This window comes from Rhizomicrobium sp. (assembly GCA_037200045.1).
Classification (GTDB): domain Bacteria; phylum Pseudomonadota; class Alphaproteobacteria; order Micropepsales; family Micropepsaceae; genus Rhizomicrobium.
The window spans coordinates 588,199-606,009 of the sequence record JBBCHM010000001.1 but is presented as its reverse complement, the minus strand read 5'-3'; the positions used below and the strand labels follow the sequence as shown (position 1 = coordinate 606,009).

Annotated in this window: 14 protein-coding genes; 3 read left to right on the top strand and 11 right to left on the bottom strand. The window is 64.3% G+C overall.

The features are described from left to right. The first annotated feature begins 3 nt into the window (after positions 1–3). From gspD to WDM86_02740, 3 genes are read left to right on the top strand one after another with little or no spacing between them, the layout of a single operon-like run. A complete protein-coding gene (gspD, locus tag WDM86_02750) occupies positions 4–1,959 on the top strand; it encodes a type II secretion system secretin GspD (GenBank protein ID MEI9988935.1) in 1,956 nt (651 codons plus the stop codon). Positions 1,960–2,008: 49 nt separating this feature from the next. Further along, positions 2,009–2,833, top strand: a complete 825-nt coding sequence (locus WDM86_02745; protein MEI9988934.1) for a hypothetical protein — start codon at positions 2,009–2,011, stop codon at positions 2,831–2,833. A gap of 37 nt (positions 2,834–2,870) precedes the next feature. Continuing rightward, positions 2,871–3,626 (top strand): A24 family peptidase, encoded by a 756-nt coding sequence (locus WDM86_02740; protein MEI9988933.1) that lies wholly within the window; start codon positions 2,871–2,873, stop codon positions 3,624–3,626. A gap of 52 nt (positions 3,627–3,678) precedes the next feature. Here the strand turns inward: WDM86_02740 and gspG are convergent, their stop codons facing one another. From gspG to WDM86_02685, 11 genes are all read right to left on the bottom strand, one after another. Continuing rightward, the gene (gene gspG, locus WDM86_02735) at positions 3,679–4,107 is read right to left on the bottom strand and encodes a type II secretion system major pseudopilin GspG (GenBank protein ID MEI9988932.1); all 429 of its coding nucleotides are present in this window, start codon (positions 4,105–4,107) and stop codon (positions 3,679–3,681) included. An 841-nt stretch (positions 4,108–4,948) separates the two neighbouring features. After that, on the bottom strand, positions 4,949–5,212 hold the full coding sequence (locus tag WDM86_02730; GenBank protein MEI9988931.1) for a hypothetical protein: 264 nt from the start codon (positions 5,210–5,212) through the stop codon (positions 4,949–4,951). Positions 5,213–5,312: 100 nt separating this feature from the next. Continuing rightward, a complete protein-coding gene (locus WDM86_02725; protein ID MEI9988930.1) occupies positions 5,313–6,965 on the bottom strand; it encodes a UbiD family decarboxylase in 1,653 nt (550 codons plus the stop codon). Positions 6,966–7,007: 42 nt separating this feature from the next. Further along, on the bottom strand, positions 7,008–7,928 hold the full coding sequence (locus WDM86_02720) for an NADP-dependent oxidoreductase (GenBank protein ID MEI9988929.1): 921 nt from the start codon (positions 7,926–7,928) through the stop codon (positions 7,008–7,010). 132 nt (positions 7,929–8,060) lie between these two features. Further along, complete coding sequence (locus WDM86_02715) at positions 8,061–8,939, bottom strand: NmrA/HSCARG family protein (protein MEI9988928.1); 879 nt, start codon at positions 8,937–8,939, stop codon at positions 8,061–8,063. Between the two features lie 52 nt (positions 8,940–8,991). Continuing rightward, positions 8,992–10,026, bottom strand: coding sequence for an alcohol dehydrogenase AdhP (adhP, locus tag WDM86_02710; protein ID MEI9988927.1), 1,035 nt, complete (start codon positions 10,024–10,026; stop codon positions 8,992–8,994). Positions 10,027–10,095: 69 nt separating this feature from the next. Further along, on the bottom strand, positions 10,096–10,449 hold the full coding sequence (locus tag WDM86_02705) for an HPF/RaiA family ribosome-associated protein (protein ID MEI9988926.1): 354 nt from the start codon (positions 10,447–10,449) through the stop codon (positions 10,096–10,098). A 47-nt stretch (positions 10,450–10,496) separates the two neighbouring features. After that, on the bottom strand, positions 10,497–11,879 hold the full coding sequence (locus tag WDM86_02700; protein ID MEI9988925.1) for an NAD-dependent succinate-semialdehyde dehydrogenase: 1,383 nt from the start codon (positions 11,877–11,879) through the stop codon (positions 10,497–10,499). 362 nt (positions 11,880–12,241) lie between these two features. Next, positions 12,242–13,717: a multicopper oxidase domain-containing protein gene (locus tag WDM86_02695; GenBank protein ID MEI9988924.1), complete on the bottom strand. Its 1,476-nt coding sequence runs from the start codon at positions 13,715–13,717 to the stop codon at positions 12,242–12,244. A gap of 296 nt (positions 13,718–14,013) precedes the next feature. Next, positions 14,014–15,636 carry a hypothetical protein gene (locus tag WDM86_02690; protein MEI9988923.1) on the bottom strand — a complete coding sequence of 541 codons (1,623 nt, stop codon included), beginning with the start codon at positions 15,634–15,636 and terminating at the stop codon, positions 14,014–14,016. Positions 15,637–15,679: 43 nt separating this feature from the next. Beyond that, complete coding sequence (locus WDM86_02685; protein MEI9988922.1) at positions 15,680–17,809, bottom strand: M3 family metallopeptidase; 2,130 nt, start codon at positions 17,807–17,809, stop codon at positions 15,680–15,682. Positions 17,810–17,811 lie beyond the last annotated feature (2 nt).

Here is a 17,811-nt window from a genome sequence, read left to right as displayed (position 1 = left end):
GGCATGACGGGGCCGGCCGGTGCGCAGAGCGTCCCCACGCCGTCCGCCGGCGCGTCGCCAAGCGAGATCGTTCGCGGCAATGGCCGTCTGGTCGGCGCGCCGCCAAGGCATACCTTCGGCAATCCGGGGGAGCCGGCCAACATCACGCTGAATTTCGTCAATGCGGACGTGAAGGACGTCGCCAAGGCGGTTCTCGGCGATTATCTGCACCTCAACTACGAGATCGCCGACGACGCCAAAGGGACGGTCACGATCCAAACCAGTCAGCCGCTCACCAGATCGCAGGTCATGCCGATCTTCGAGCAGGTCCTGCGCCTGAACGGAATGGCGGTCGTCGAATCCCACGGCATCTATAGAGTAGCCCCGATCGCCGAGGTGAGCCCCACGATCGATGCGCTATCGCACGCCCGCGGTCGCAGCGGCCAGATGGGCTACGGAATCGAAGTCGTTCCGATCCACTTCCTGTCCGCCGCCGAGATGGAAAAGCTCCTGAAGCCCCTGGCGCCGGCCCAAGGGATCGTCCATGTCGATTCGGCGCGCAATGTCCTCATCATCGAAGGTACGCAGGAGGAGCGACAGACGCTCCTCGACGACATCGCGATGTTCGATGTCGATTGGATGGCTGGGATGTCGTTCGCGGTGTTCAATCCCCAATATGTCGATGCCGTCGAACTCGACCGCGAACTGGCGCAGGTACTGGGCGGATTGAACAGTCCGATTGCGAGCGTGGTACGACTGGTGCCGATCGCGCGCCTCAACGCGGTCCTGGCGATCTCGCCGCAGCCCCGCTACATCGAACAACTTCAGGCGTGGGTCGCGCGCCTGGACCGGCCCGGACAGGGGAGCGAGAGGCGGGTCTTCATCTACCATGTCCAGAACGGTCGCGCCTCCGACCTGGCGGCGACGCTCATGCGTGTTTACGGCCAAAAGCTCGCGCAAGGTCTGGCATCGGATGCCGCGCCCGACCAGGCGCCCGCCGGCCCGGCAGATCGCGGTCCGCCGCCCGCAGCGACGAGTTCCGCCGCGCCGCCACGGCCGGAAGACGCCGAAAATTCTCCGGGAACCAATCGACTGAGCATCACCACCAGCGAGCCGAACAATGCGCTCGTCATTCTGGCGACGCCGCAGGAATACAGCGGTCTTCTGACCGCGGTCCACGAACTCGACACGACGCCGCTTCAGGTCTTCCTCGAGGCTTCCATTGCGGAGGTCACGCTGACCGACGACCTCAAATACGGGCTGCAATATTTTTATCAGCCCAATAGCTCGAACTCCGTCGTTCTCACCGATATTGCGTCGACGGCAATCTCGCCGGCGTTGCCGGGATTCTCTTACGCCTTCACCAACGGCAATTCCATCAAGGTCATCTTGAGTGCGCTGGCGTCCAAGACCCATGTCGAAGTGATTTCCTCGCCGAAGCTCCTCGTCCTCAACAATCAGACCGCAACGCTGCAGGTCGGCGATCGCGTGCCCATCATCACCGAGCAGGCCATCAGTACGGCATCGTCCGGCGCGCCGCTGGTGAACAGCGTGCAATACGAGGACACCGGGGTGATCCTGAAGCTGACGCCGCGCGTCAATCGCGGCGGCCTCGTGATGCTCGACATCACCCAGGAGGTCAGCGAAGTCGCCAACGTCCAAACATCGGGAATCGACTCGCCGACCATCCATGAGCGCAAAATCAACAGTTCCGTCGCCGTGCAGGACAACGAGACTGTCGCACTGGGCGGCCTGATCGTCGACAACCGCGAGCGCGATCGCAACGGCATTCCGTTCCTGCAGGATATACCGGTTCTTGGAAATCTATTCCGCGAGACGCACAACAGCGGCACCAAGACCGAGCTCGTCGTTCTGCTGACCCCGCACGTGGTGGACAGCGTCTCCGCGGCGCGCGCCATCGCCGACGAGTTGCGCCAGAAATTGCCGGCGGTGCAGCCGTTGCTCAGCCGTGCGCCCTGACGGCGAAACGAAGGTCATGAGAGACCAGCGCGGCTGGGCGCTGGTGTCCGTGCTCTGGACCATCGCGGTCCTGGCGATGCTGGCGGCGGCGGCACAGTCCTTGTCGTTCAACTCGGCGCGGATCGAGCGACGGCAGTTGGACGACGCGCAGATCGACGCCGTGTTCGACGCCGCGATCGCGCGCGCCGTGCTGGGATTGGGCGATGCGAGACCGGACCACCGCTGGCGCGTCGACGGCGTGCCGCAAACATTCGAGTTCGATGGATATGTGTTGCGAATGGCGGTTCAGGATGAGTTCGGCCGGATCGACCTGAACGCCGCGGATGGTTCGCTGCTGCGCCAGCTCCTGCGGTCGGCCGGCGTTTCCGAGACCGATGCCGAAACGCTGACCGACCGGATTTTGAGCTGGCGGGAACGCGACGACGGCCTGTCACGTCTGCACGGCGGAACGGACGATCTCTACGCGAGCGCGGGTTTGGCCTACAGGCCTAGGCATGGTGCGTTTCAAAGCGTCGACGAATTGCGGCTCGTCCTGGGGATGAATTCGGCGTTGTTCGCGCGGATCAGGGCGGCGCTTACGGTCTATTCGCATCACCCGGCCATCGACACGGCCGTCGCGCCGCGCGAGGCTTTGCTGGCCTACTATCCCGACCAGCCGGAGCGCGTCTCCGAGTTGCTGAAGACGCGCGGCGGGGGATCGGGTGACACGTTGGACGCCGTGCCCGGCACGATCGCCTCGACGTACGGTCTTGCCGGCCGGACATTTGATATCACAGCTACTGCGTCCGTCGGACAGCGAAGGATCAGCCGGGAAGCCGTCGTAATGCTGACAAGTAGTCCGACCCGACCCTATCTCCTGCTGCTATGGCGTTAGTCTCGCCAGCCAAGTGTCTGTATCGCTGAAAGTCGCTATGATCGTCGAGAGCGCCATTCCCATCATCGCCATCGTGGTTGCCCCCTTCGTTGGGAGCTTTCTGGCTGTCGTGATCATGCGCCTGGTCGGCGGAAGGAGCATTGTAACCGGACGTTCCGCCTGCGATGCGTGCAAGCACATCTTAGGACCTGCAGAGTTGATTCCGCTCCTCAGCTTTGTTTTCCAGCGCGGACGTTGCCGCCATTGTGGGGCACCGATCGACGCTCTGCATCCGGTTGTGGAGATCGGCGCCACCACGGTCGCGGTGTGGGCCGCCATCGTGACCTCGGGATGGATCGTCGCCGCCAGTTGCATATTGGGCTGGACCTTGCTGACGCTCGCTGCGATCGACTGGCGGACTGGCCTTCTTCCCGACATCCTGACTGTGCCGCTCATCGGCGCCGGCTTGCTGACGGCGTTTCTCATCGATGGCCCGGCCCTTGGCGATCACTTGATCGGTGCGGCGGCTGGATTTGCCGGTTTCGTGGCGCTAGCCGGGATCTACAGCCGGATTCGGGGTCGGGCTGGTCTGGGATTGGGCGATGCCAAACTGTTGAGCGCCGCGGGCGCCTGGCTTTCCTGGATCGCTTTGCCGAGCGTCGTCCTTCTCGCGGCGCTCTTCGGAATGGCGCTCGTTCTCGTAGAGCGGTTCAGGGGCAGGACGATCGAAGCCACAAGTCGCGTCGCGTTCGGACCGGCGCTGGCGGCTGCGACTTGGCTTGTCTGGCTGTATGGCCCTCTCGTTCCGGGCTGACGCGGGCGGTGTCTGTCCGCCATACTCCCCAACGGTCTCGGCGGCCCGGCGCCTACCAGTTTCGCACAGGCGGATCGGTACCGGCAGTTGTCGTACCGTCCGGACCGCCGCTGTAAAGATCGAATTCGCCGTGCTTGCCGGGGGACGCATAATCATAGGGGCGCCCCCAAGGATCGTTGAGGCTTGTCGTGCTCTTGATATAGGGACCGTTCCAATTGTCGGCGACCGCGGGCTTGGTCTTCAACGCAGCGAGGCCCTCCTGCGTCGTCGGATAGCGGCCCATGTCGAGCTTGTAGAGGTCGAGGGCGGATGACAGGCTCTCCACTTGCGCATGGGCCGTACTCATCTTTGCCGATGCGAGGTATTTCAAGACTTGCGTCGTCGCAATGGTCGCAAGCAGGCCCAATATGGCCAGAACGACAAGCAACTCGACCAACGTATAGCCATCTTCGCGGCGATTGCCTTGTGTCCACATGGTCATCTGCCCCAAAGCCCTCGAACGTCAATGTTCATGACCCCTTATACACATGGCCAACCAGTCCGATCCGATTGATCGTGAGGCAATATATCAGAAGAGGAAGGCTCTTTCCCATGAGGTCTGACAACCCACATCTCCCTTCAGTTGTACGATTTTCCTGTTCATTGCCTTGGCCGTCGGCATCGAATGCTCGTCGCGCAGCTCCCTGTCGAGGCATCACTGGTCGCCCAGAAGCAGAGGGCACACTTCAACATCTGACCATCCATTCAGCTTAGGTAAAAATGAATTTCGCTCCAATTGGCAGCAATCTCGCCTATTGTCTGCGCCCCCGCCTTCCGAAGTGCGAAATGCAGGCATACCGAAGACGGTCATATCAACCACACTCAGCTCCAGCGTTGGCGCGAAGTGGTACAAGGCTTGAGCTTTGTTCCGGCGTCCAGCATAGACAGCCGCTGTTCGAGATCACCGAGTGCTCGACTAACACCGTCCAAGACAGCTCGAGCCAAAGCAGCAGAAACACGACGGCACATGCCAGAAGATTCAACAGCAATAGCCTCAAGAGCTTGGTAAGGGCCGGCGCGTCGGGCGCGATACGGGCGCCCTGCCCCGCGAAATGGCGTTCCAAGACCAATACGGGAAAGGCAAACGCGACGAGAGCGCCGCAGACCCACGCGTCCGATAGTGCGGAAGGCGCGGGTGCGCCCTTATTTGACAAGGCTTCGCGAGCACGGTGAAACCGCGTCAAACACGCTGAAACAGAGATTTATCTTTTTCCTAAACCGTAGGCCGCCCGTTCGAATCGGGCCGGGGTCGCCATCCAGCCGGTATGTTGGCGCAAATGCCGCTATCGTCCCGCCTTGAAGAGGTTGCCGGCAAAGTCGCCGAGTTCGTTCTCAAGACCTCCTCCCAGATTCAGTATCTCGTGAACGGTCGCCGTCGGCACGCCCTGCTGCGCGGCGGTCGCCTCGATCGCGGCGAGCGGATTGCCGTCGCTGCTGGTCAGATTGGCCTGGAACGTATTGGCTATGGCTCTCACCTGCTCCGGCGAGACGCCGACCTTTTCGGCGATGGTGCCCAAATTCGCTTCGATATTGTCGAACAGTCCCATGGTGATCTCCTGGCGGCAAAACGCGTCGCAGCCTATACCAATCCCGGCCATGCACCGAACGCGAAGCGCCTTGGTACCGTGCAGACGGGATTCCCGCGCCTCACTTTTGCGGCTTTGCCGCGGGCTCGACCGTTCGTACCGGCGTCTCCGGCGTCAGTCCACCGCGCCGCCGCGCCCAGGTGTTTTCCCCGTTCTCCGCCCAAGTGCCGGCAACGGCCTTGCGTGCGAACCCCTCCCACGCGTCGGTCCAGTCGCCCAGCGAATAGCCGTGCCACGGCGCCCGGACGTTCAGGGCCGGCAGGCCGAGCTCCTTCCACAAACCCTGCGCGCGCTCCATGAATTCGCGTCCGGGCAAGGCGAGGGGCGGCATGGGATATTTGCGGGTCGCGTCGATCAGCAGCGTCGAATCCATGTTTCCCGGCCCCGATTTCGGCGCGTGGCCGATCGACCGGTACGGCTCGACCTGCACGTCTTCCGTCGGGTTGGAGCGGTAGGCGAGCGACCACACCACCGCGTCGGTGTTGTCGGGATCGATGTCCTCGCTGACCGCGATGACGATCTTGCCGCAATCGGCCTGCCGCGCGGAGATGCCGCGCAGGCCGCGCCACACTTCGGTGCGCGGCGTGTCGTCGTCGAATTGCACGAAGATGACCGGCCGCACATTGCTGAGCGGTTCGTGCATCGCCACGCGGCGAACGCTCTTGAGCGACAGGTCGTTGCGCAGGTGGTTGAGGAACAGCGGCTCCAGGTCCAGCTTCTTCATCACGCTGGATTCGCTCGGCGTGACCTGGCTGATGATGGAGATGAACACCGGCGCCCGCCGGTGGGTGATCGCCGTCACCTCCATCGACATGTTGAAGTCCTCGAGCGCGACATAGCCGTCGCTTTCGCCGAACGGCCCCTCGGGCTCGAGCATGTCGGTATCGATAAGGCCTTCGATGACGATCTCGGCATCGGCCGGGACTTCGAGATCGACGGTCAGCGCCTTCGCCGTCCGGATCGGAACGCCGGCGAGCGCGCCGGCCACCGTGATCTCGTCCTGGTCGATGGCGAGCTTCTGCGCGCCGGTATAGGCGATCACCGGCGCGGCGCCGATGACGATGGCGCAGGGCATGCGCACGCCGCGCTCGCGATATTTGCGCCAATGGATATAGCCGCCGGCGCCGCCAAGCCGCGACGACATGCGCACGCCCAGGCGGGTGGGGCTCTTGAGCGCCGCCCGATAGGTGCCGACATTGCGGATGCCGTTGTCGGGATCGACCGTGATGCACAGAGTGGCGGTAAGATAGGGCGCCGCGTCGAAGCCCGGCGTCGAGATCGGCACCGGCAGGCTCGCCAGCCCGCCGCCCGGCCGCTTGAGATCATCGCCGGTGATCACGATCTCCTGACAGGGCGGCGCGCTCACCATCACCGGCGCGATCGGGTTGGCGATGGCGTGAAGCCAATCGGCGCCGATGTCCGCGACAGCCCGGCCCAGGCCGATCGCATAGATCCTCGGCGACGCGGCCAGAGCACCCACCACGACGGGAATGTCGTAATGGCGGCCCTGCGTGTCGACGACATTGGTGAAAAGAAAGGCGCGGCGCTCGTCCTCCGGAATGCCGCCGAGAAACTGGCAACGTACCAAAGGATGCAGTTCGGTGTCCTTGTTGATGGGACGGTCGACGCGGACGAGCAGTCCTTGCGCTTCGAGCTCCGCAAGATGACTTTGCAGATCGAGACTCGGGCGTTTGGGCGCCGGCGGGTCGGCCATGTCGTTCTCGCTCCTGTCGATCCCGGCGAAGAAATGAAATCGTCAGGGCACGAGCACGATCTTGCCATGCGTGTGACGCCGCGCGAGATCGCGATAGGCCTCGCGCACATCGTCCAGCCGATAGACCTTGGCGATCGGGATCTCGAGGCGGCCGGTGTCGATCAGGCCGGCGAGTTCCGCGAGCACTTCGGCGTTCGCCGCCGCGCCGTTGCCGTCCGTCTTGACCTTGTACTTCGCGGCGGCCGCGAAATCGATGATCGTGTCGATCCGGCCGGGCGCGACGCCGAGCTGAAGCGCCAGTTCGACATAGCCGCCGCCGAACGTATCGATGAAGGCATCGACCTTGTTGCCGGACGCGGCGCGGATCCGTTCCAGGACGCCGTCGCCATAGGCAATGGGGATCACGCCGTGAGCGGTGAGCCAGGCATGGTTCTGCGCGCCGGCAAGACCCAAGACCTTGGCGCCGGCGATCCTGGCCAGTTGAACGGCGATCGAGCCCACGCCGCCCGCGGCGCCGGAGACGACCACGGTATCGTCGGCCTTCAGCGAAACCGCGCGCACGGTCGCATAGGCGGTCGTTCCCGCGACGAACAGAGCACCCGCCTGCTCCCACGAGACATGCGCGGGACGCCGGACAAGATGGTCGGCGTCCACCACGACCAGTTCGGCCTGGCTGGCCCGGTTGTTGGTGAACCCGATGATCTCTTCGCCGACCGTGACGTTCTTGACGCCGCCGCCGACTTCCTCGACGACACCGGCAAGGTCGCTGCCCTGGCCGGAGGGAAATGTCGCGGGCCACCGCTCGGCCATGGCGCCTTCGCGGATCGCGGCCTCGCCGGGATTGATGCCCGCCGCCTTGACGCGGACGAGAACCTGACCGGGGCCGGGGACCGGCCGGTCGACCTCCACAACGCGCAAGACATCGATGCCGCCATACGTGTCAAATCGCACTGCACGAGACATGGACTTCTCCTTGATGGTGATTTTGCGCCGGTGTTCCCTCAGGAAGCAAAGGGAAATTCCGCCGACCGGACCGAGCCTCTCCACGAGGCGTTCCTTGCCATGGACAAAATTCCTTGATGGTTGGGCGGAAGATCAGCCCTTCGCCCATTGGGCCGCGGCGGCTTTCGCGAAATCGCGATAGTTTCGCGGCGCCCGGCCGAGCAGGCCCGCCAGACGTTTGAGATCGCCCGGCGTCGCGGCGGCACCGTCTTCCTGGTACCGGCGGAACATCAGCCGCAGATCATAGGCGTACCAGTGCGGCAGGAAGGCTTTCGACCTCTGCTCCAGCACATCGAGATTGTCGCCGCCGTAACGGACCGAGCGGCCAAGCGTCTCGCTCCAGATCGCGGCAAGGTCTTCGCCGCCGAGGCTGTCGGGCCCGACCAGCTCGTAGGTTTCCCGGCCCAATGCCGCCGGCGCGCGGTCGCGGCGCAGAAGCTCGATCGCGGCGGCTTCGCCGATGTCGCGCGTGTCGACCATCGAAATGCCCCTTTGGCCGACCGGCATGCCATAGACGCCGCCGCCGAGCAGCGCGTCCTTCTGGCGAAGATCGTTCTGGATGAAATAGGCCGGGCACAGCACCGTCGCGGGCAGATCGAGGTCTTCGATCATGCGCTCGACCGCGTATTTGCCGGCGAAATGCGGGACATCGGTATAGTCCTCGCCCTTGAACACCGACAGATAGACGACGCCCTTGATCCCCGCATCGCGCGCCAGGTTCAAGGTCAGCATCGCCTCGGTCAGTTCGTCGGCGACATTCGGGACCAGCAGGAACAGCGTGCTGACGCCGGCCAGCGCGGCCCGCACCGAATCCACATCCGCGAGATCGCCTTTGACCGGCGTGACGCCGGCCCTGGCCTGGGCCTTTTCCGGCGAACGCGTCAGCGCGCGGATTTCGACGCCCTTACCCTGCAGATGCGAAACGACCTGGGAGCCGATCGTGCCGGTGCTGCCGGTTACAAGTATCGCCATGGCGAATGCTCCTCGAAGCGGTTGCGAAATTCCCGTGCCCAGCGTTTCCGCTCTAACGCGCCGAGAAATCGAGAACCACGCGCGAAGGGACATCGCCATGCTCGAGCCGGTCGAAGACCTTGTTGATGTTCGACAGGGGCTGCAGCTCGATATCGGCCTTCACCTTGCCTTCGGCCGCGAAGGCAAGCGCCTCCGCCATATCCTCCCGCGTGCCGACGAACGAGCCGCGAATGGTGATGCAGTTCGCCACGACATCGAAGAGCGGAACCGGAAACTCGCCCGGCGGCAATCCGACCAGGACGCAGGTTCCGCGCTTGCGGGTCATGCCGACGCCCTGCTTGAAGGCCGGAAGCGAGGGCGCCGTGATCAGGACGCCATGCGCGCCGCCGCCGGTTTCCTTTTTCAGCGCGGCCGCCGGATCGCCGGACTTGGCATTGAATACCAGATCGGCGCCGAGGCGCTTGGCGTGCGCGAGCTTGCCGTCATCGATGTCGACGGCACAGACCTTGAGGCCCATGGCCTTGGCATACTGGATCGCCAGATGCCCGAGACCGCCGACGCCGGAGATCGCGATCCACTCGCCGGGCCGCGCATCGGTTACCTTGATCCCTTTATACGTGGTGATGCCGGCGCAGATGATCGGCGCGGCCTCCTTGGCCGCGAGGCCGGCCGGAATGTGCGCGACATAATTGGGATCGGCGAGGATATATTCGGCGAAGCCGCCATTCTTGGTGTAGCCGCCGAACTGCGCCTCGGCGCACACGGTCTCCCAGGCCGACAGGCAATATTCGCAGTGCCCGCAGGCCGAATAGAGCCAGGGCACGCCGACCCGGTCGCCTTCCTTCACGATGGTCACGCCGGAACCCACCGCGGCAACGCGGCCGATGCCTTCGTGACCGGGAATGAACGGGAGCGCGGGCTTCAAAGGCCAGTCGCCCTGCGCGGCATGAAGATCGGTGTGGCAGACGCCGCAGGCTTCCGTCTTGACCAGGATCTGGCCCGGCCCCGGCGTCGGTATGTCCCATTCGCGAAGGACCAGAGGCTTGCCGAACTGTTCGACGATCGCGGCGTGCATTGTATGAGCCATGGGGACTCCTGTTTTCGGAACTGGGTTCGGCCGGCATCGGCGCCGACGCCGACATGGGAGCGGACGCGGTTATTCCATGACGTTTTCGGTCCGGATCGACGCCTCGCCCTTGTGATGGTGCAGCCGTCCCAGCGTCGACTCCAGCAGGTGCGCCATCTTCCTGGCGGCGCCGTCGAAGGCGCCCGGCGAGGTCGCCGCGTCGTGACGCGCGGTCAACGGCTGATGGCCGGCAAGGTGCGCCTCGATAAGACATCGCTTGTCCCCGTCGCCGGATTTCGCGCCGTTCTCGTCGCTGAAATAGACCTCGACCCGCGTGATCTCGTCGACGTAGCGATGCAAGGCCGTGCGCAGCTCCGCCTCGGTGAGGTGAGAGAATTCCTCACCCCCTTGGACATTATGGTCGGTATAAACGAGGACTTGCATGCGCGTTCTCCTGCCCGTGCCGCGGCGGACTCACAAACCGCGGCGTCCTACAGCGGCGCCTCGGCTGCCACATAGCGGACCAGCTTTTTGTTCACGAACTCCTGGATGCCCATGTCGCCGAGCTCGCGGCCATAGCCGGAGTCCTTGATCCCGCCGAACGGCAGTTCGGCATCGGACCAGGAGATGTTGTTGATGAACATCATGCCGGTCTCGACGCGGCTGGCGATGCGCTTGCCGCGGGCGACGTCCTTGGTGAAGACCGAGCCGCCCAGGCCGAAATCGGAATCGTTGGCGAGCGCGACGGCCGCGTCCTCGTCCTTGACGCGGAAGAACAGCGCGACCGGCCCGAAGAATTCCTCGCGAAAGGCGGGGTTGTCGAATTTGACGTCCGTCAGAATGGTGGGCTGCATGTAGGAACCCGGACGGTCGATACGCTTGCCGCCCATGAGAACCTTCGCGCCGTGGGAGACCGCGCCGTCGACCTGCTTCAGAAGATCGACCAGGGCCGATTCCGACGACAACGGGCCCAGCGTCGTCTTTTCGTCCAACGGGTCGCCCGGCTTCAGGGCCTCCAGCGCGGCCTTGAACTTCTCCAGGAACGTGTCGGCGAGTTTTTCGACGACGACGAACCGCTTCGCGGCGCAGCAGGTCTGACCCGTGTTGTACATCCGGCCCCACACGGCCCACTTGATGGTGTGTTCGAGATCGGCGTCTTCAAGGACGATGAACGCGTCGCTGCCGCCCAATTCCATCGAAGACGGTTTGAGATTCTTTCCGGCGCGCGCCGCGATGCTCCGGCCGGCCGCGACGCTGCCGGTCAGCGCCACGCCCTTCACGCGCGGGTCGTCGACGACGCGGTCCGACTGATCGTGCGAGATCAGCAAATTGGTATACAGACCGGCGGGCGCGCCGGCCTCGGTCAACAGCTTCTCGAAGGCGATCGCGCATTGCGGCACGATGCCGGCGTGCTTCACCAAAAGGACGTTGCCCGCCATCAGATGCGGGCCGGCGACGCGGGCCAGCTGGTAATAGGGAAAGTTCCACGGCTCGACGCAGAACACCACGCCGATCGGGCTGCTCTCCATGTGGCCCTCGCCGAGCGACGGATGGAGCTTTACCGGCGCCAGGAAACGCTCTGCGTTCTTGGCGTAGTAGGAGAGAATGTTCGAGCTGAACTCCACCTCGCCGACAGCTTCGCCGATGCGCTTGCCCATCTCGAGCGTCATGATATGCGCGAACTCGGCCGCCTTCGCGTGCAGGAGTTCCGCCGCCTTCGCGATGATGGCCGCGCGCTCGGCATAGGTCTTGTGCCGCCAGGATTCGTAACAGGCCTGGGCCGCCGCGATCTTGCTCTCCAACTGCTTGTCGGTCAGTTCGTCGAACGACTTCAGAAGCTTGCCGGTGGCGGGATTGAAGCTTTGATAGCTCATGACAATTGTCCTTTTGCGGAATCGCTCCACGGAAGCCGCGGAACGTCGGCGTGGCGGCGCTCACGCCACGATGATAACGGCGGTATGCCCTGGCGGCCTCCAGGTGGTGGTCGGCGCGGCGATTTCGGGTTTCGACACGCGTCCAGGGGTTTGTTGCCCGCGGCCAGATGAACGAGAACTGTCATGATAGCGCCAGATAGGGGAGCATCGACCGTGCTCGCTCGCCTGAACAACGGTCCTGTGCCGGCTTCGATCCATTATTGTTCGGCAATAACGGCGTCTGCGGCGGCCGGTCGCGAAACCGGTCATAGTGCCTGCGACGAAACGCTCCATCCGCGCTGCGCGGAGGGGCGGCCTTGTGCCTACGCGCAGGAAAACAGCGCCATGAACCCATAGTCCATGTGCTGCTGCATGTGACAGTGGAAGAGGCTGAGCCCCGGCTGGTCGGCGACGAAGTCGACCGTCATCTCCTGAAATCCGCCGATCATGACGACGTCCTTCATGACGCCCGCCGTGGGAAAGCCGGCGATGCTGGTCAGCTCGAAAGCATGGCGATGCAGATGCAAAGGATGGATGTCGTCGGTGGCGTTGCGCAGGCGCAGGCGGTAGCGCCGGCCGCGCGCGATGTGGAACAGCGGCTCCATCCGTTCCATCGAGAACGGCACGCCGTTGACGGTGAATTCGTCGAAGCCGTCGCGCGCGCCCGGGCGCGCCGCGAAGGTCATGGTGATGGTCTCGTCCGGCGGCGGCGAGGCGCCGGACGCCCTGCCGAAGCGCCGATAGTCCCAGCGGAACGGCGCCGGCTTCTGCCAAGCCGGCCCGCCTTTCTGGCCGGCATATTCGACGACGATCCCCATGCCGTGCGCCCTTGCGTCGTCGTCGAGCTCGCCCAGCGTCCACACGCCCGGCTGCTTCATTTCGACGATCGCCGAGATGCGCTCGGCCGGGCCGAGCCACAGCACCGGCACCGCCGCCGGACGCGGCACGGGATAGCCGTCCAGCGCGAGCACGGTGAAGACATGCCCCGGCAAGGCCAGGCTGCGGATCTCGCTGGCGCTGGCGTTGAGGATGTGGAACAGGACGCGCTCGCCGGCGCGAACGCGGATCGGCGCGCCCTGCCCGAGCATGCGGCCGTTGATCGTCAGGAAGTCGTAGCCGAGCTCAAAGGCTTGCGGCAGGCCGCGCTTGGTCGAGGCGTCGAGCGCCTTCAGCGCAGCGGCGCGGAGTTCCGGAACGATGTTGGTCGGCGACAGGAAATCCAGCGCCATTTCCATGCGGTTGAAATAGGGCGCGAACTCCTTGAGCGTGAGGAAGACCTCGCGGTCATAGGCGCCGGGGTTCTGCCGCGGCTCGACGTAAACGAGACCGGCCTGTCCGCTGTACAGACCGGCCGAGAGATCGGTCTTGGCTGCAAGGTGGGAGTGATAGAAGCGAAGGCCCGCCGGCTTGGGCGTGAACGCGACGCGCCGCATGCCATGCGGCAGAATGAACGGCGTGCCCTCTTCGGCGGCGCCGTCGACATCGGCCGGCAGGAACTGGCCGTGCCAGTGAAGCTGCTCCGGCGTATCGGTGTCGTTGTGGATATCGACGACGACGCGCTTGCCCTCGGTCAGGCGCAGCAGCGGGCCGGGAAACTGGCCGTTATAGAGCTTGGTCGAGACCGCCGCGTCCGGTCCCAATTCCACCAGGCCGGTCGCGATGCGGATCGTGTGGTCGGCCGCGGCCTGGCCATGCGGCAAAGACCGCGGAGCAGGACTTGGGTGCGCGGCATGCGCGACGCCGCCCGAGAGCGCCGCGGCGGCGCCAAGCTGGAGGAGATGGCGTCGATCAAGCGTCATGATGCGCAACCCGGTCGCCGAATCGTCAATATGCGAATGATAATCAATATATGCGGCGCGGTACCGCTCGGCGTTGTCGCATGGACGGTCGCGCCGGCCGGCCCGTTCGCATCCTGGCCAGTTGGGCCCGGAAGGGACGGGCCGGACAAGCCGGCCCGCCAAGTTCAGGGAGGAAACACGTCGCCTCCGAGAGGGCGAAAGCGACGACCCGCGAATTAAAGTCTATCGAATTGGTATAGTAAAGCGAAAACATGCGTCGCTGACGATGCGTCGCACCGGCGATCGAAGCCTCGCGCCTATTTCACATTGTCCGTCTGCCGGATGAAGTCCGCCACCGCGTCGTGCAGCGCCTTCAGCGATTCCTCATTGGCATAGACCATGTGGCCCGACGGATAGTAGTGATAGGAGATATTTGCCTGCAGATTCAGCGGAATCGGCAGATGATGCATCTCGTACCAGCCTTCGTAATACGGCGTCGCCAGGTCGTAATAGCCGCCGTTCACCATCACCTTCAGGTTCGGATTCTGCTTCATCGCGTTGCCGAGGTCGGGCATCACATTGGGCGCGCTCGGCAGCGCGAAGGGCGCCCCCGGCGGCTGATGCTTGAAGTCCCATGACTTGTAGGCATCGATCTCGGGCAGGAAGCGTCTGCCCAGGCCGTAGTTCAGCGTGGCCCGCACATAGTCGTTGAAGGCCGAGACATAGGCCGAGCTGATCGCCGCCGACTGTGGGTCGTATTCCGATTCCTTGCTCAGAGGATCGAGCGAGGGGCCGGAGAAGCGGGTGTCGAGCCGGCCGGTGGTCAGGCCGTTATCGTCCTGCAGGTTCTTTTCGAACTCGCCGCCCTCGATCCGCAGATTGGCCTTGTAGATATAGGCGAGCGACAGTCCGGTGTAGTCATGCAGCTTGCCGGCGATATAGGCGCGCCGCTGCGGCGACAGGCTCAGCCCGGTCGACAGCGCCGAGGCGTAGTCGCCCATCGCGAAGCGCTCGACCGACTGCACGAAGGGCACGAGGTCGGCGGGCGGCTTGCCCGGCAGCTTGTGGTGATACCACGCCGTCGCGGCATAGGTCGGCAGCGCCAGCTCGTAAGGCAGGTCGATGCCCGGATTGGCCTCCGCCCCGTCCACCGACAGGTCGAAATTCAGGATCTGCGACAGCAGGATCACGCCGTTGAGGTCGATGCTGTCGTTGGATTCCAGGTAGTTGGCCACCAGCGCCGAGCGCGGCGTGCCATAGCTCTCGCCGAACAGATATTTCGGCGAATTCCAGCGGCTGTATTTGGCCAGGAACTGCTTGATGAAATTGGCGAACGCCTTGGCGTCGACATCGACGCCGTAGAACGCCTTTTCCTTGTCCTTGCCGGCGATGCGGCTGAAGCCGGTGCCCGGCGCGTCGATGAAGACGAGGTCGCTGGCATCGAGCAGGCTCGACGCGTTGTCGATCAGCCGATAGGGCGCCGCGGCGGTGTGGGTGTCGTTGTTGGTGACGACGCGCTTGGGCCCGAAGGCGCCCATATGCAGCCACACGGTCGAGGAGCCCGGACCGCCATTGTAGAGGAAGGTGATCGGACGCTGCTCGGCGGCCGCGCCGCGCTTGGCGTAGTAGACGAAGAACATCGACGCCTCGGCGGAGGTCTCGTCGGCCTTCGCGTCCGGGTTCTTCGCGCCGCCGCTCTGCGCCGCGTCGTTCCAGTCGTCGGGGTGCACCACGATGGTGCCGGCGATCGCCTCATAGGACGTCCCGTTCACCGAGCCCTCGGTGACGGTCTCCTCCGCCTTGAAGAACTTGCCGGAGTACTGGTCCGCCCGGTTGGCCGGCGGCGACGGCTTGTCGGCCGCGAAGGCCACCATCGCCACCAGAAGCGCCACCACCGGCGCGGCCGCGATATAGATCCACCTGCCGAAATTCTCACCCATCATGCCCACCCCTTCTTGCCATGCCGTCTTTAATCCGCCGCCGTCACTTGGCCGGTGGCACCAGCCCGCGATGCTCCAGCATCGGGCCGATATCGGGATCCTTGCCGTAGAACCTGCGGAACATCGGGCCGTAATCCTCGGTGTGGCCGCGCGACAGGATGAGGTCGCGGAAACGGTCGCCGTTCTCGCGCGTCAATCCGCCATGGGCCTCGAACCAGGCGAAGGCGTCGTCGTCCAGCATCACCGTCCACTGATAGGCGTAGTAGCCGGCGGCATAGCCGTTGCCCCAGATGTGCAGGAAATAGCTCGAACGATAGCGCGTCGGAACGTTCGGGAAGTCGGTGTGCGTCGCGGCCAGCGCCTGGGTCTCGAAGGTATCGACATCCTGCCGGGGCGCATCGGCCGCAAGGGCGTGCCATTGCAGGTCCAGCTCCGACGCCGCCAGCAGCTCGCCGAGCTCATAGCCCTGGTTCCAGGTCTGCGACGCCTTGATCTTGTCGACCAGCGCCTGGGGAATGACCTCGTGCGTCTTGTAGTTCACCGCATAGTGCTTGAGCACGTCGGGATAGAGCGCCCAATGCTCGTTGAACTGGGAGGGAAACTCGACATAGTCGCGCGCCACCGAGGTGCCCGACAGCGTCTCGTAGCGCTCGTTCCCGAACAGGCCGTGCAGCGCATGGCCGAATTCGTGGAACATCGTCGTGACGTCTTCGAAGCTGATGAGGGCCGGCTGGCCCGGCGCCGGCTTGGTGAAGTTCGCCACATTATACACGACCGGCTTGGTGCCCAGCAGGTGCGACTGGTTGACGAAATTGCTCATCCAGGCGCCGCCGTTCTTGTTGTCGCGCTTGAAGTAGTCGAAATAGATCATCCCGAGCTGCGAACCGTCCTTGTCGATCACGTCGAACACGCGCACGTCGGGGTGATAGACCGGGATGTCGTGCCGCTCCTTGAAGGTGATGCCGTAGAGCCGGGTCGCGGCATAGAACACGCCGTTCTCCAGCACGTTGTTGAGCTCGAAATAGGGCTTCAGCGCATTCTGGTCGAGATCGTATTTCTCGCGCCGCACCTGCTCGGCATAGCGTTCCCAGTCCCACGGCTTCAGGTCGAAATGCTTGCCGTCCTTGTCGATCGCCGCCTGGATCTGTTTGGCCTCGTCCGCCGCCTTGGCCGCCGTGGCCGGCACGAGCTGGCCGAGAAACGCCTGCACCGCCTGCGGCGTATGCGCCATCTGGTCGTAGAGCACATAGTCGGCATAGCTCGGATAACCGAGCAGCTTGGCCTTGCGCGCGCGCAGTTGCGCGATCTCCGCGATGATGGCGCGCGTATCGTTGGCGTCGCCCTTCTCGGTGCGGGTCCAGGAATTGTCGAACAGCTTCTCGCGCACGGCGCGGTCGGACAGCGACACCAGCAGCGGCTGCTGCGTCGTGTTCTGCAGCGGGATGAGATATTTGCCCTTGAGGCCGCGGGCCTCGGCGGCCGAGGCGGCGGCGGCGATCTCCTGGTCGCTGAGGCCGGCCAGTTCCTCCTTGGTGTCGACCACCAGGGCGCCCGCCTTGGTGCCGGCGAGCAGCTTCTGCTGGAAGTTCGTTTCCAGCGTCGCGTCGCGCTGGTTGATGTCCATCAGCGCCGTCTTGTCGGCGCCGGAAAGATTGGCGCCGGCATGCACGAATTGCAGATAATAGACGTTCAGGAGCTGCAGCGATTCCGGATCGAGCTTGAGCGTATCGCGCGTGTCGTAGAGCGCCTTGACGCGGGCGAACAGCTTGGGATCGAGATTGATCGCGTCCTGGTGCTCGGCCAGCTTGGGCGCGATGGCGGACTGAACCTTGTCCAATGTATCGTTGGTGTTCGCGCCGACCACGGCGTTGAACGCCTGCGCCACCCGCTCCAGCATCCGGCCCGATTTCTCGATCGCCACGACGGTGTTCTCGAAGGTCGGGGCGGCGGGGTTGTTGGCGATGGCGTCGATCTCGGCGCGCTGCTGGCGCATGCCCTCCAGGAAGGCCGGCTCGTAATCGGTGTCCTTGATCTTGTCGAAGGGCGGCGCCTGCAGCGGCAGGGTGCTGGGCGCGGAAAAGGGATTGGCCGGAGCATCGGTCGCCGCGCTGGACGCGGCAAGGACCGCGCCGAGCGCGGTCGTGGCAAGGACGATTTTCGCAAGACGATGCATGG

Coding starts and splice junctions, on each gene's coding strand:
- gspD (MEI9988935.1), top strand. CDS start 4: ATGACGGGGCCGGCCGGTGCGCAGAGCGTCCCCACGCCGTCCGCCGGC.
- WDM86_02740 (MEI9988933.1), top strand. CDS start 2,871: ATGATCGTCGAGAGCGCCATTCCCATCATCGCCATCGTGGTTGCCCCC.
- gspG (MEI9988932.1), bottom strand. CDS start 4,107: ATGACCATGTGGACACAAGGCAATCGCCGCGAAGATGGCTATACGTTG.
- WDM86_02730 (MEI9988931.1), bottom strand. CDS start 5,212: ATGGGACTGTTCGACAATATCGAAGCGAATTTGGGCACCATCGCCGAA.
- WDM86_02725 (MEI9988930.1), bottom strand. CDS start 6,965: ATGGCCGACCCGCCGGCGCCCAAACGCCCGAGTCTCGATCTGCAAAGT.
- WDM86_02720 (MEI9988929.1), bottom strand. CDS start 7,928: ATGTCTCGTGCAGTGCGATTTGACACGTATGGCGGCATCGATGTCTTG.
- WDM86_02715 (MEI9988928.1), bottom strand. CDS start 8,939: ATGGCGATACTTGTAACCGGCAGCACCGGCACGATCGGCTCCCAGGTC.
- adhP (MEI9988927.1), bottom strand. CDS start 10,026: ATGGCTCATACAATGCACGCCGCGATCGTCGAACAGTTCGGCAAGCCT.
- WDM86_02705 (MEI9988926.1), bottom strand. CDS start 10,449: ATGCAAGTCCTCGTTTATACCGACCATAATGTCCAAGGGGGTGAGGAA.
- WDM86_02700 (MEI9988925.1), bottom strand. CDS start 11,879: ATGAGCTATCAAAGCTTCAATCCCGCCACCGGCAAGCTTCTGAAGTCG.
- WDM86_02695 (MEI9988924.1), bottom strand. CDS start 13,717: ATGACGCTTGATCGACGCCATCTCCTCCAGCTTGGCGCCGCCGCGGCG.
- WDM86_02690 (MEI9988923.1), bottom strand. CDS start 15,636: ATGGGTGAGAATTTCGGCAGGTGGATCTATATCGCGGCCGCGCCGGTG.
- WDM86_02685 (MEI9988922.1), bottom strand. CDS start 17,809: ATGCATCGTCTTGCGAAAATCGTCCTTGCCACGACCGCGCTCGGCGCG.